Origin of the sequence: Comamonas brasiliensis, assembly GCF_018292285.1 — a bacterium.
In the GTDB taxonomy this organism is placed as follows: domain Bacteria; phylum Pseudomonadota; class Gammaproteobacteria; order Burkholderiales; family Burkholderiaceae_C; genus Comamonas; species Comamonas brasiliensis.
This window is the reverse complement of the sequence record NZ_JAANES010000003.1, coordinates 194,977-208,292: the sequence shown is the minus strand read 5'-3', so window position 1 is coordinate 208,292 and position 13,316 is coordinate 194,977. Positions and strand designations below refer to the sequence as shown.

The following is a 13,316-nucleotide window of genomic DNA, read 5'->3' as shown; positions in this document are numbered from 1 at the left end:
TTGCTTGATTCGTCACTTGTGGGCACTGCGGCCGGCTTCAAGAGCCGTCACTCACAATTTTTGCCCTGACGGTGGGGTTATTGGTGTCTTTGCAGCTCAGCCCTGGGCCACGGTCACCAGCGCGGGGCGCAGGATGCGGTCAGCGATCACATAGCCCTTTTGCAGCACGGCCACCACGGTGTTGGCGGGCTGGTCGGCGGGAACCATGGAGATGGCCTGGTGATGGTGAGGATCGAACTTCTCGCCCGCAGCCGGGTTGATGGCCTGCACCTTGTTGCGTTCCAGGGCCGAAGTCAGCTGGCGCAGCGTGGCGTCCGAGCCTTCGCGCAGCTGCTCGGGCGTGGCGTTCTGGATGGCCAGTGCGGCATCCAGGCTGTCGATCACGGGCAGCAGGCTTTCGGCAAAGCTCTCGATGCCGAACTTGCGGGCCTTGGTCACTTCTTCTTCGGCGCGGCGGCGCATGTTCTCGGCTTCGGCCTTGGCACGCAGGTATTGATCGGCCAGCTCGGCGCTCTTGGCCTTGAGTTCTTCCAGCTCGGCCTGCAGACGACCCAGTTCGTCCGACGCATTGGCTGCCAGGGCCGCTTCCAGTTCCTCGGGGCTGGCGTCGTTGATGGTGTTGGGGTTTTGGTTCTCGGTCATAGTTGGTGAAGGTTTCTCAAAACTTAAGACAATCTGTCTTCCAGATGCGCTCCGGCAGGTCTATTTCAAGACCCGTGCCGCCCGACAAGGGCGAAGGGCGCAGCGGCTGAAGTGAGCCTGCAGGATTTGCGGAGCATTCTAGGAGAGTAAGTGCTTGTGATTTCAGTACCTCTCGCCTTGATTGACCAATGCTAATCGCAGGTTTATAGGCCCCAGAGTGTACAGATAGTCTGCCACTCGGCTAGAATCTAACGTTTTGCCTTGCCGCACCGCTACAGACGCAGTGGGCGGCGTTTACCCAAAAGGAGTCGTTATGCGTCATTACGAAATCATTTTGTTGATCCATCCGGATCAAAGCGAACAAGTTCCCGCGATGCTGGAGCGCTACAAGGGCATGATTGCTGCTGGTGGCGGCAAGGTGCACCGCGAAGAAGATTGGGGCCGTCGTCAGCTGGCTTACATGATCAACAAGCTCGCTAAGGCTCACTACCTGTGCCTGAACATCGAAGCCGACCAGGCTGTGATGGCTGAACTGGAACACGCCTTCAAGTTCAATGATGCCGTGCTGCGTCACCTGACTGTGCAGAAGAAGAAGGCTGATACAGCTGCTTCCGCCATGATGAAGAGCGTTGAGCGCGAAGAAGCCCGCAAGGCCAACCAGGCTGAGCACGCTTAATAGCATCAGACACTGAAGGAGTGGAAAACCGCGTTGTATTGACGGGCCTTCTCGCAGAGCAAGCTGCTTTGCGCTACACGCCCGCCGGATTGCCGGCCCTGGATTTGCGAATTGAACACAGTTCGCAGCAACAAGAGCTGGGCAGTGCGCGCAACGTGAATGCATCTGTCAAGGCTGTTGCCTTTGGCGCCCTGGCTGAAAAGCTGGCCCGCCAAGCACCCGGTAGCCAATGGACCTTTCAAGGTTTTCTGGCCACGCCGCGCAATAGCAAGATGCTGGTTTTACACATTCAGGATATTCAACAAAATTAATTTTCAAGAGGTCCAGCAATGGCCACGTTCAAGAAATTCAACAAGGACAAGCGTCCTAAGCGCAACACCCAGTCGCTGCTGTTCAAGCGCAAGCGTTTCTGCCGCTTCACAGTCGCCGGCGTCGAAGAAATCGACTACAAGGATGTCGACACCCTGCGTGACTTCATCGCCGAAAACGGCAAGATTGTGCCCGCACGCCTGACCGGCACGCGCGCCATCTATCAGCGTCAGCTGAACACAGCCATCAAGCGCGCTCGCTTCCTGGCTATGCTGCCCTACTCTGACCAGCACAAGATCTAAGGAGCACGACTATGCAAATCATTCTGCTCGAAAAGGTTGTGAACCTGGGTAACCTGGGCGATATCGTCAAGGTCAAGGACGGTTACGCTCGTAACTTCCTGATCCCCTCCGGCGCTGCACGTCGTGCAACAGCTGCTGCCAAGGCTGAATTCGAAGCCAAGCGCGCTGAGCTGGAAAAGGCTGCTGCCGAGAAGCTGGCTGCCGCTCAAGAACTGAGCGAAAAGCTGAACGGCGCCAACGTGAAGATCACTCAGAAGGCCGGCGTTGACGGTCGTCTGTTCGGCTCCATCACCAACGCCGACATCGCTGAAGAACTGGTCAAGGCCGGTTTCGCAGTGAACAAGTCGCAAGTGCGCATGCCCAACGGCCCCATCAAGACCGTTGGCGACGCCACTGTGGTGGTGGCTCTGCACACCGACGTGGCTGCAGAAGTGGCTGTCTCCGTGTACGGCGACCACTCCTAATTCAGGCTCTGTTCTGAATTGGCAAAAAGCCGCCTTCGGGCGGTTTTTTGTTTTCCGGTAATTGTTTGTCTCGCCAGCGTTTTTCTCGTCGCCCGCCGTGACGTTGCCACCGCCTCCCGCTACGATGGAGGACTTGTCTCTAGGAGTCTCATGTCGTCAGTAATGCCCCCGCTTGATCTGCAAGATGATGCATTCGCCCCGGTTCCGCCTGCAGACCAGCAGGTGGCGCAACTGCGTGTGCCGCCGCACTCCATGGAGTCGGAATCTTCGGTGCTCGGTGGTCTGCTGCTGGACAACAATGCCTGGGAGCGCGTGGGCGACCTGCTGAACGACGGCGACTTCTATCGGCACGAGCACAAGCTGATCTTCGAAGCCATCGGCAAGCTGATCAATGCCAGCAAGCCGGCTGACGTGATCACGGTCTACGAGCATCTGCAGGGCATGGGCAAGGCCGAGGAAGTCGGCGGCCTGATGTATTTGAACCAGCTGGCGCAGTATGTGCCCAGTGCCAGCAATATCCGCCGCTATGCGGAAATCGTGCGTGAGCGCGCCATCTTGCGCAAGCTGGTCACGGCCAGCGACGACATCGCGACCAATGCCTTCAATCCTCAGGGCAAGACCGTCGAGCGCATCCTCGACGAGGCCGAGCAGAAGATCATGGCGATCGGCGAGGAGGGGGCGCGCAATAAGCAGGGCTTCCAGTCGCTGGACACGCTGGTGGTGGATCTGCTGGACCGGGTCCAGGAGATGGCCGACAACCCCATGGATGTGACCGGCGTCCCCACGGGCTTTGTCGATCTGGATCGCATGACCTCGGGCCTGCAGGCTGGCGACATGGTGGTGCTGGCGGCGCGTCCCTCCATGGGCAAGACCTCGTTTGCCGTGAATATTGCCGAGCATGTGGCGCTCAATGAAGGCTTGCCGGTCGCCATCTTCTCCATGGAAATGGGCGCGGCCCAGCTGGCGGTTCGTATCGTCGGCTCCATCGGCCGCGTCAACCAGGGCAATCTGCGTACCGGCAAGCTCAGCGACGACGAGTGGCCGCGTCTGACCGAGGCCATCGAGCGCCTGCGCACGGTGTCGCTGCATATCGACGAAACCCCGGGCCTGTCCCCGACCGAGCTGCGTGCCAATGCACGTCGTCTGGCGCGCCAGTGTGGCAAGCTGGGCCTGATCGTGGTCGATTACCTGCAGCTGATGAGCGGCTCGGGATCGGCCGCCAGTTCCGACAACCGCGCGACCGAGCTGGGCGAAATCTCGCGGGGCTTGAAGATGCTGGCCAAGGAGTTGCAATGCCCGGTGATTGCGCTGTCCCAGCTCAACCGCTCGGTGGAGCAGCGTACCGACAAGCGCCCCATGATGTCCGACCTGCGTGAATCGGGCGCCATCGAGCAGGATGCGGACATCATCATGTTCATCTACCGCGACGATTACTACAACAAAGAGAGCAAGGAGCCCAATATTGCCGAGGTCATCATCGGTAAGCAGCGTAACGGGCCGACGGGCACGGTGAAGCTCTTCTTCCAGAAGAACCAGACGCGTTTCGAGAATCTGGCACAAGGCTACGGCACGGACGAATACTAAAATACATAGCTTCTAGCGCTTGTAGCGTATGGATTTCAGAACTCTATGAATATGAAATCTATGAATAACGGGCGCTGGCAGCTATCAAATTGAATGTGGATATAAGAAAAGCCCGCAAGGCACAGACCTTGCGGGCTTTGTTTTTGAGTGATTGCGGCGCTAGCGTGTGAACAGGTAGATGCCAAGACCGATCACGCACAGTCCCAGCACGCCGCAGGCCCAGGCCAGGCGCTGTGCGCCTATGCGCAGCGCCCCCACGGTCGCGACGATCTGGGCGTTTTGCTGGGCCAGCTTCTCGATGATCTCCAGCGACTGGCGTTGCGACTGCTCCAGCTGGGCGATGCGCTCTTCCTGTTGCTGGATCAGCAGCAGCGCCTGCTCGCCGGCGGAAGCCGGTGGCGAAATGCGCTGCCTGGCGCTGTCCGCGCTGGCATCCTGCTCGCGCGCTTCGGCCTGGGCCTCTTTCTTCTTGAGCATGCCCTGGGCAGCCTTCACCACCTGGGGCGTGGCCTTGATGACCTCGCCCCAGGGCACGAGCTTGAGCGCCGCGATCCAGCTGGTCACTTACAGCACCTCGCTGGCGAAGTCCGCAAGGCGCGAGCGTTCGCCACGCGCCAGGGTGATGTGACCGCTGTGGGGCCAGCCCTTGAAGCGGTCCACCACATAGGTCAGGCCCGAGCTTCCTTCGGTCAGATAGGGGGTGTCGATCTGGGCCAGATTGCCCATGCAGATGATCTTGGTGCCGGGGCCGGCACGGGTGATCAGGGTTTTCATCTGCTTGGGCGTCAGATTCTGGGCCTCGTCGATGATGACGTACTTGTTCAGGAAGGTGCGACCGCGCATGAAGTTCATGCTCTTGATCTTGATGCGGCTGCGGATCAGCTCATTGGTGGCTGCGCGCCCCCATTCACCGGCATTGCCGCCGTCGCCCTTGGCCAGGAACTCCAGGTTGTCGTCCAGGGCGCCCATCCAGGGGCCCATCTTTTCCTCTTCGGTGCCGGGCAGGAAGCCGATATCCTCGCCCACGCTCACCGTGGCGCGGGTCATGATGATCTCGGTGTAACGGCGCTCGTCCAGTACCTGGGCCAGGCCGGCGGCCAGTGCCAGCAGGGTCTTGCCGGTGCCGGCCGTACCGGTCAGCGTGACAAAGTCGACTTCGGGGTTGACCAGCAGGTTCATCGCGAAGTTCTGCTCGCGATTGCGTGTGGAAACGCCCCAGACGGCATTCTTGGGATTGCCGAAGTCGCGCAGCGTCTTGAGCACGGCCGTCTTGTCGCGGATTTCGGTCACGCGCATGTAGAGGCTGGGTTCGCCCGGCGCCTCGTAGTAGACGAACTGGTTGATCATCAACTGATCGACGATGACGCCGCTGACGCGGTAGTAGGTGATGGCGCCTTCCTGCCAGCTCTCCACATTCTTGCCGGCCTTGGTCCAGAAGTCGTGCGGCAGGGCGAGGGCGCCCGAGTACAGCAGATCGCCGTCTTCCAGCACCTTGTCGTTCTGGTAGTCCTCGGCAGCCAGGCCCAGTGCGCGCGCCTTGACGCGCATATTGATGTCCTTGGACACCAGCACCACTTCACGGTCCTTGTGCTGCTCGCGCAAGGCTGCGACCACACCCAGAATCTGGTTGTCGGCCTTGCCCTGGGGCAGGCTCTCGGGCAGGGAGGCATCCAGGGGATTGGTCTGGAAGTACAGCGTGCCGGTGGCGCTGCGCTGGCCCGTGGCATTGAGCGGCAGACCTTTTTCCAGACCGTCGGCGGGTTGGGAGGCAACCAGGGAGTCCAGCGTGCGGCTGACCTGGCGGCCGTTGCGCGCCACTTCGGTCATGCCCTTCTTGTGGTTGTCCAGCTCTTCCAGCACCACCATGGGCAGGAAGATGTCATGTTCCTCGAAGCGGAACAGGCTGCTGGGGTCGTGCAGCAGCACATTGGTGTCCAGCACGAACAGTGTGGTCGGGCCGGTACGCGTATTGCGGGCGCGGCGGGCAGGCTTGGCAGCCGCTTCGGCGGGTTTGGCGGGGGCTGCGGCAGCTGGTCCTGTCTTGGCTGCGGCAGCCGTTGCTGCGCCAGCCGATGCTGCCGCAGTGGGTGTTGCAGCAGCAGTCTTGCGCGGCTTGGCGGAGGCGGCGGGCTTGCTGGTGCTGCGGCGCGGCTTGGTGGCAGCGGGAGCGGTCTCTGGAGCTGCGCTCAGGGCAGCTCCGGTGGAGGGGTTCAGATCCTCGTCAAGCTCTGCAGTCTTGGCAGACTTGCGGGTGGACGAAAAGGCTTCTGCGGGGAGCTTTGCGGCGCGGTGGCCGGGTGCGGGGGGCAGGGGCATAGTGGACGAACCGTTCTCAACAAGATTCAAAAAGCACAAAGCCGCCTGGAAACCGAGGCGGCTTTGGTGGGGTGAACAGAGAATACTGCGTAGCACTGAGGCATGCCCCATTATGCATAGGCCGCGGGGGCCTGAACGCAGTATTTCCTGTTTTGCCTTGTTTAAAGACTTTGAAATACTTTGCGTGTAGATAATTGCAAGGTTTTCAGTCCCGGGCGGGGATCAGGCCACCTTCTTGTCCTGAGTCTTCAGGCTTTTGACGGCCTTGAGCACTTCGTCCACGTGGCCGGGAACCTTCAGGCCGCGCCATTCCTGCATCAGGATGCCGTCTGCGCCGATCAGGAAGGTGGAGCGCTCGATGCCCTTGACCTTCTTGCCGTACATGATCTTGTTCTTGACCACGCCAAACATGTGGCACATCTTCTCTTCGGTGTCGGCAATCAGCTCGAACGGCAGTTCCAGCTTTTCCTTGAAGTCGTTGTGCGAGTTCATGTTGTCGCGCGACACACCGAACACGGTGGCGCCAGCCTTCACGAAATCCTTGTACTTATCGCGGAATTGCATTGCTTCCGTGGTACAACCCGGCGTGTTGTCCTTGGGGTAGAAATACAGGATCAGAATCTGGCCGTTGTGCGAGGTGTTGGACACCTTGACGCCGCCGGTGGCGTTGGCTTCAAATTCTGGGAGTGGTTTGTTGACAACGATCGCCATGCGCTTGTATCTCTCGGGTGTGTTCGTTGAAATGCCGAGGGCGTCGGTGGTATTTTTGTTTTTATCAATCGATCGCCCCCAACCGCAACCTGCGATTTTACCCTGAAATACGTATTTCTCTCAATGTAAGCTCAGAAGTCTATGCTAGCAGCAGGGCTGCGACCACGTTACGGCCTTCGCTGGCCAGGACGTTATAGGTGCGGCAGGCCGAAGCAGTGTCCATGCTCTCCAGGCCAATGCGTTTGGCGATCAGCGGCTTGAGCCAGGCCACAGGCGGAAAGCGGTTCTTGCTGCCGCTGCCGAAGAGCACGACTTCCGCATCCAGCTTGGCAAGTTCCTCGAAATGCTCGGCGGTCAGGTCTTCGAAGCGAGTGCAGTTCCACTCGGTCAGCAGGCCGCGGGCCCCGACCAGCAGACTGGTTTCATGGTTTTGCTTGTCAACGGCGATCCAGCCCGGGCCATAGCCGGTGATGGTTTGCGCATCGGATTTGTCTGCATGAAATTTCATGATGGAGAGTGTGCGTAATCGGCGCACTGGACGGGTGCGATGGCTGCTGTCTCCATACAGAGAGGGTGGGGACATTGCTGCAGCGCGGAACTGTGCTTAAATTATAGGTTTCACCATGGCACTTAATGCGCCCTGGCGTGCCTGAAATCCTTTTGTATTGATTCGCATGAAAACCGTTCAAAAATCCGCCAAGTTAGCAAACGTCTGTTACGACATCCGCGGGCCGATCATGGACGCGGCGAAGAAGATGGAGGACGACGGCCAGAAGATCATCAAGCTCAACATCGGCAATCTGGCCGTGTTCGGCTTCGACGCCCCCGAGGAAGTGCAGCAGGACATGATCCGCAACCTGCCCAACTCGGCAGGCTACTCCGACAGCAAGGGCATCTTCGCGGCGCGCAAGGCCGTGATGCACGAAACCCAGCGCCAGGGCATCAAGGGCGTGACACTGGACGATATCTATCTGGGCAACGGTGCTTCGGAACTGATCAGCCTGGCCACCAACGCGCTGCTGGACAACGGCGACGAGATGCTGCTGCCTGCGCCCGACTATCCGCTGTGGACGGCTGCCACCAGCCTGTCCGGCGGCACGCCCGTGCATTACATGTGCGATGAGTCCAATGGCTGGATGCCCAATATGGACGACATCCGCGCCAAGATCACGCCGCGCACCAAGGGCATCGTCGTCATCAACCCCAACAACCCCACGGGTGCGCTGTACTCCAAGGAGCTGCTGCTGCAGATCGTGGAGTTGGCGCGCGAGCATGGCCTGGTCATCTTCGCGGACGAGGTCTACGACAAGGTGCTGTACGAGGATGCCAAGCACACGCCGCTGGGCAGCCTGTCCATCGACGTGCTGACCATCACCTTCAATTCCCTGTCCAAGGCCTACCGCTCCTGCGGCTACCGTGCCGGATGGATGGTGATCTCGGGCGACAAAAAGCCCGCCAAGGATTACATCGAGGGCCTGAACATGCTCTCCAACATGCGCCTGTGCGCCAATGTGCCCGGCCAATGGGCGGTGCAGACGGCACTGGGCGGTCATCAGAGCATCGATGCTCTGGTGCAGGAGGGCGGTCGCCTGCGCGTGCAGCGCGATCTGGCCTGGGAGCTGATCAACGCTATTCCCGGCGTGAGCTGCGTCAAGCCTCAGGGTGCGCTGTACATGTTCCCGCGCCTGGATCCCGCCGTCTACCCGATCCAGGACGACCAGGAATTCTTCCTCGAAGTGCTGCAGGAAACCAAGGTCATGCTGGTGCAGGGCACGGGTTTCAACTGGCCCGAGCCTGATCATTTCCGCATCGTGTTCCTGCCGCATGAGGCAGATCTGCGCGAGGCCATCAACCGGCTGGCAGCCTTCCTCGAGAAGTACCGCAAGCGCCATGGCACGGACAAGCCCAAGGCAGTGCCGGCAGAAAAGGCTCTCAAGCCTGCCAAGGCTGAGAAAGCCGCGTAACACATCTTTTTGATAGCTGGTGGCGCTTGATTTTCAAGCGCTTCAGCGCTTTTTTGACCTTAGAACTTATGAAACCCATCCAAGTAGGCCTGTTGGGCATTGGCACCGTAGGCAGCGGTACTTTCAATGTGCTGGAACGCAATCAAGACGAGATTCGCCGTCGTGCGGGTCGCGGCATTGAAATTACCATGGTCGCCGACTTGGATACCGAACGCGCCAAGAGCGTGGTGGGTGACAAGGTGAAGGTGGTCGGCGACGCACGTGAAGTCATCGCCAACCCCGATATCGATGTGGTGGTCGAGCTGATCGGTGGCTACGGCATTGCCAAGGCCCTGGTGCTGGAAGCCATCGCGGCTGGCAAGCATGTGGTGACCGCCAACAAGGCCCTGCTGGCAGTGCACGGCACGGAAATCTTCAAGGCTGCGGCCGAGAAGGGCGTGATGGTGGCCTATGAAGCCGCTGTGGCCGGTGGCATTCCCATCATCAAGGCCCTGCGCGAAGGCCTGACCGCCAACTCCATCCAGTGGGTGGCCGGCATCATCAACGGCACGACCAACTTCATCCTGTCCGAGATGCGCGACAAGGGCCTGGACTTCGATGTGGTGCTCAAGGAAGCACAGCGTCTGGGCTACGCCGAAGCCGACCCCACCTTCGACATCGAGGGTGTGGACGCTGCCCACAAGGCCACGCTGATGAGCGCGATTGCCTTCGGCATTCCCGTGCAGTTCGACAAGGCCTATGTGGAAGGCATCACCAAGCTGGCCGGTGCCGATATCCGTTACGCCGAGCAACTGGGCTACCGCATCAAGCTGCTGGGCATCACCAAGCGCACGGACAAGGGCATCGAGCTGCGTGTGCACCCCTCGCTGGTGCCTTCCAAGCGTCTGATCGCCAATGTGGAAGGCGCGATGAACGCCGTGGTGGTGAACGGCGATGCCGTGGGCACCACGCTGTACTACGGCAAGGGAGCCGGCTCCGAGCCCACCGCTTCCGCCGTGGTGGCCGATCTGGTGGATATCGCCCGCATGGACGGCTCCGATCCTGCCCACCGCGTGCCTGCCCTGGCCTTCCAGAGCAGCAGCCTGGCTGCCGCCGGCAGCGAGCTGCCGGTGCTGCCCATGGCCGAGGTCGTGACCAGCTACTACCTGCGCATCCGCGTGGCTGACGAAGCCGGAGTGCTGGCCAAGATCACCGGCCTGCTGGCCGGTGCTGGCATCAGCATCGATGCGGTGCTGCAGCGCGAGGCCGACGAAGTGGGCGGCGAAGGCTCGACCCAGACCGACCTGATCATCCTCACACACGACACGCGCGAAGGGGATATGGACAAGGCGCTGGCCGAAATCCAGGGCCTGCCCACGGTGCTGGCTCCCATCACCCGCATCCGCAAGGAAGAGCTGAACTAAGGACTTGAGCATGTACCGTCGCACTCAAACCGGTTTATTTCCTGTTCAGTGCGATGTCGGTATTGCAAACTCCTTCAAAGGCTGGCGCCCTATGGCGCCAGCCTTTTTGCTTTTGGTGGCAGCGGGTGCGCAAGCGGCGCCCGTCGATGTCTATCGTGGCACGCTGGGCGGCTCGGCGGTGGTGATGGAGCTGAGCAAACCGGGTGCGGATGGTGAACGCCAGGGGCGCTATTTCTATCTGCGCCATGGAGTGGATATTCCGCTCCGGGGCGCGCTGAATGCGCTGTCTGAGGCACGTCCTTTGAATAACGACTGGGCGCGTGAAAGCGGTGGCGAGCCTCCCGTGTTGACCGACTCCCAACAGCGCCGCATCGTCTGGCAACTGCGCCAGCAAGGCAGTGCTTTGGCTGGTGAGTGGGTGGATGATATTCATGGCAAAAAACTGCCGTTAGCCCTTACCCATATTGCGCAGTACGACCCTGAAAAGATAGCGCCATTCGGTGTGGAGGCCGTGACGTTGGCGATTGTGCAAGGTGCGGGCAGCGGTATTGCATCGGGCGTTGCCATCTCGGCACAGGCCACGCCCTACGACTATCTGAAAGTGGTCGAGCAAAAGCTGGAGCAGGGCAAGGAAGTGGTGGTCAGCCCCAATCTGGCCTGGAGGCCGGTGCGCGATGCGCGTACCCAGTTCTGGTATCCGCGCCTCACGCGCCATCCGGATACCAAAATTCTGGCCCAGACCAATACCGTTCTGGAGCAGCGCCACTGGGGCATGAGTCTGGAGGCGCTGGCCTGTGTGGGCTCGATCTACCAGAACGCTGGCCCGGCGGCAGGCTCGCTGGGGGACTTCAATAACGAGTCGATCAAGGTGACGTACCTCTCAAGCGCCTTGATGAGTGTGGTGGAGTCCGGTTCAACCGGTTGCGGCGGCGCGCACCCCAACAATCATTACGACCCTTTTGTGCTGGATTTGCTGCGGGGCGGCTATATGGACTTCACCCGCCTGCTCAAGGACGTGAAATATGGCGAGTACAAGCTGGAATACGGTGATCGGCTGTCGCGTTTTCTGAGCAAGGCAGTGAGCCGGTATTCAGAGGATGACAAGGAGTGCACCGAGCTCCTGCCTCAGTACATGGCGCTGATGTTCGACAAGCCCGACAAGATGAGCTTTGTGATTTCAGGCATAGGCCATGCCATGGGAGTGTGCCTGGGCAGTGGCGTCAGTGTCCCGTTCAAGGAGCTGAAGCCCTATATCAAGCCGGGGGCGCAGCGCTATTTCCAACCCTGAGTCCCCGTTCCGTGCGATATGAGGCAATGGCGTTGGCCGGTCTCTGCATTCGCGCGCAGTCAAATCGGGCTTGCTGACCGATAATGGTCGGCTTGGCGGCACGACTTCTGTCCGTTTGGCTGCTGGTTCCGAATTTTAGTTTTTGGCGAGTTTGAGATGCTGTATCTGTCCACCCGCGGCCATGCTGACCGCAAGCGTTTTTGCGACATTTTGCTCGAAGGTCTGGCTCCCGATGGCGGCCTGTACCTGCCCGTCGAGTATCCCCGGATCGACGATGCCAAGCTGAGCCAGCTGCGCGAGACGCTGGCCACCAAGGGCTATGCGGCCCTGGCCTTCGAGATTCTGTCGCTCTATATCGACGACATTCCGGCCGAAGATCTGCGCGCCCTGTGTGCTAAGACCTATACCAAGGAAGTTTTTGGCAGCGACGCCATCGTGCCCGTGCGTCAGCTGGATGGCGTGCTGCACATCGAAGCCCTGTCCAACGGCCCCACGCTGGCCTTCAAGGACATGGCCATGCAGCTGCTGGGCAATCTGTTCGAGTACGAACTGGCCCGCCGCAACGAGGAACTGAATATCCTGGGTGCCACCAGCGGGGACACCGGCAGCGCGGCCGAATACGCCATGCGCGGCAAGAAGGGCGTGCGCGTCTTCATGACCAGTCCCCACGGCCGCATGAGCCCCTTCCAGCAGGCGCAGATGTTCAGCCTTCAGGACGAGAACATCCACAACATCGCCATCGAAGGTGTGTTTGACGACTGCCAGGACATCGTCAAGGCCGTCTCCAACGACCACGCCTTCAAGGCCCAGTACAAGATTGGCACGGTCAACTCCATCAATTGGGCACGTCTGCTGGCCCAGGTGGTCTACTACTTTGCCGGCTATCTGCAGGCCACCCGCTCCAATGACCAGAAGGTGAGCTTCACCGTGCCTTCGGGCAACTTCGGCAATATCTGTGCAGGCCATGTGGCGCGCCAGATGGGCCTGCCGATTGCCAAGCTGGTCGTGGCCACCAATGAGAACGATGTGCTGGACGAGTTCTTCCGCACAGGCGTCTACCAGGTGCGAGGCTCGGCCAATACCTACGAGACATCGAGCCCCTCGATGGACATCTCCAAGGCCAGCAATTTCGAGCGCTTTGTGTTCGATCTGGTGGGCCGCGACGGCGTGCGCACCAGGCAGCTGTTCGCCGAAGGCGTGGCCAAGGCGGGCAAGTTCGATCTGAGCACAGATCCCGCTTTCAAGGATGCGGCCGGCAAGTACGGTTTTGTGAGTGGCAAGAGCACCCATGCCGACCGTCTGGCCACCATCAAGGACACTTTCGAGCGCTTTGATCAGATGATCGACACCCATACCGCTGACGGCGTGAAGGTGGCGCGCGAGCATCTGGGCGCAGAGCCCATGCTGGTGCTGGAAACCGCTCTGCCCATCAAGTTTGCGGCGACTATCGAAGAAGCATTGGGCCGCCAGCCCGACCGTCCCGCCAAGTTCAACGGCATCGAAGACCTGCCCAAGCGTGTGGTCGTCATGGCTTCCGATGTGGACCAGGTCAAGGCCTTTATTGCCGAAAACTGCAAATAAAGCCTTGCGGCGTTAAGCTTGAAAAGCACCTGTGGCTTGGCGACAGGTGCTTTTTTCTTTGAATAAAATAGTCGTC

The 13,316-nt window shown here is 60.1% G+C and carries 14 protein-coding genes; 9 read left to right on the top strand and 5 right to left on the bottom strand.

Translation table 11 applies throughout. From position 1 onward, the window contains the following. Positions 1-96: 96 nt before the first annotated feature. Positions 97-642, bottom strand: a complete 546-nt coding sequence (gene grpE / locus DJFAAGMI_RS13630) for a nucleotide exchange factor GrpE (RefSeq protein WP_211457550.1) — start codon at positions 640-642, stop codon at positions 97-99. Between the two features lie 313 nt (positions 643-955). Here grpE and rpsF point away from each other — a divergent pair, with 313 nt between their 5' ends. The 5 genes from rpsF to dnaB all read left to right on the top strand — a co-directional run bounded on the left by rpsF (position 956) and on the right by dnaB (position 3,977). Further along, the gene (rpsF, locus tag DJFAAGMI_RS13625) at positions 956-1,318 is read left to right on the top strand and encodes a 30S ribosomal protein S6 (RefSeq protein ID WP_003057922.1); all 363 of its coding nucleotides are present in this window, start codon (positions 956-958) and stop codon (positions 1,316-1,318) included. A gap of 20 nt (positions 1,319-1,338) precedes the next feature. Next, on the top strand, positions 1,339-1,629 hold the full coding sequence (gene priB / locus DJFAAGMI_RS13620) for a primosomal replication protein N (protein WP_003076580.1): 291 nt from the start codon (positions 1,339-1,341) through the stop codon (positions 1,627-1,629). Positions 1,630-1,647: 18 nt separating this feature from the next. Beyond that, the gene (gene rpsR, locus DJFAAGMI_RS13615) at positions 1,648-1,929 is read left to right on the top strand and encodes a 30S ribosomal protein S18 (protein WP_003057920.1); all 282 of its coding nucleotides are present in this window, start codon (positions 1,648-1,650) and stop codon (positions 1,927-1,929) included. Between the two features lie 11 nt (positions 1,930-1,940). Then, positions 1,941-2,393: a 50S ribosomal protein L9 gene (gene rplI / locus DJFAAGMI_RS13610; protein WP_003057918.1), complete on the top strand. Its 453-nt coding sequence runs from the start codon at positions 1,941-1,943 to the stop codon at positions 2,391-2,393. A 150-nt stretch (positions 2,394-2,543) separates the two neighbouring features. Beyond that, on the top strand, positions 2,544-3,977 hold the full coding sequence (dnaB, locus tag DJFAAGMI_RS13605; protein ID WP_167005686.1) for a replicative DNA helicase: 1,434 nt from the start codon (positions 2,544-2,546) through the stop codon (positions 3,975-3,977). Between the two features lie 159 nt (positions 3,978-4,136). On the opposite strand, the gene DJFAAGMI_RS13600 is transcribed toward dnaB, so the two are convergent. The 4 genes from DJFAAGMI_RS13600 to DJFAAGMI_RS13585 all read right to left on the bottom strand — a co-directional run bounded on the left by DJFAAGMI_RS13600 (position 4,137) and on the right by DJFAAGMI_RS13585 (position 7,512). After that, positions 4,137-4,541 (bottom strand): hypothetical protein, encoded by a 405-nt coding sequence (locus tag DJFAAGMI_RS13600; RefSeq protein WP_211457549.1) that lies wholly within the window; start codon positions 4,539-4,541, stop codon positions 4,137-4,139. Then, positions 4,542-6,293: a PhoH family protein gene (locus DJFAAGMI_RS13595; RefSeq protein WP_211457548.1), complete on the bottom strand. Its 1,752-nt coding sequence runs from the start codon at positions 6,291-6,293 to the stop codon at positions 4,542-4,544. A gap of 222 nt (positions 6,294-6,515) precedes the next feature. Continuing rightward, the gene (locus tag DJFAAGMI_RS13590) at positions 6,516-7,004 is read right to left on the bottom strand and encodes a peroxiredoxin (protein WP_003057908.1); all 489 of its coding nucleotides are present in this window, start codon (positions 7,002-7,004) and stop codon (positions 6,516-6,518) included. 139 nt (positions 7,005-7,143) lie between these two features. After that, a complete protein-coding gene (locus tag DJFAAGMI_RS13585) occupies positions 7,144-7,512 on the bottom strand; it encodes an Mth938-like domain-containing protein (RefSeq protein WP_003057904.1) in 369 nt (122 codons plus the stop codon). A gap of 166 nt (positions 7,513-7,678) precedes the next feature. Here DJFAAGMI_RS13585 and DJFAAGMI_RS13580 point away from each other — a divergent pair, with 166 nt between their 5' ends. The 4 genes from DJFAAGMI_RS13580 (at position 7,679) to thrC (ending at position 13,240) form a co-directional block, all read left to right on the top strand. Then, a complete protein-coding gene (locus DJFAAGMI_RS13580) occupies positions 7,679-8,968 on the top strand; it encodes a pyridoxal phosphate-dependent aminotransferase (protein ID WP_034389376.1) in 1,290 nt (429 codons plus the stop codon). A 68-nt stretch (positions 8,969-9,036) separates the two neighbouring features. Beyond that, complete coding sequence (locus DJFAAGMI_RS13575; RefSeq protein ID WP_003064309.1) at positions 9,037-10,371, top strand: homoserine dehydrogenase; 1,335 nt, start codon at positions 9,037-9,039, stop codon at positions 10,369-10,371. 91 nt (positions 10,372-10,462) lie between these two features. Continuing rightward, entirely contained in the window at positions 10,463-11,659 is a 1,197-nt protein-coding gene (locus DJFAAGMI_RS13570) for a hypothetical protein (RefSeq protein WP_211457547.1), read from the top strand. A gap of 156 nt (positions 11,660-11,815) precedes the next feature. After that, entirely contained in the window at positions 11,816-13,240 is a 1,425-nt protein-coding gene (gene thrC, locus DJFAAGMI_RS13565) for a threonine synthase (protein ID WP_211457546.1), read from the top strand. The last annotated feature ends 76 nt before the right edge of the window (positions 13,241-13,316 follow it).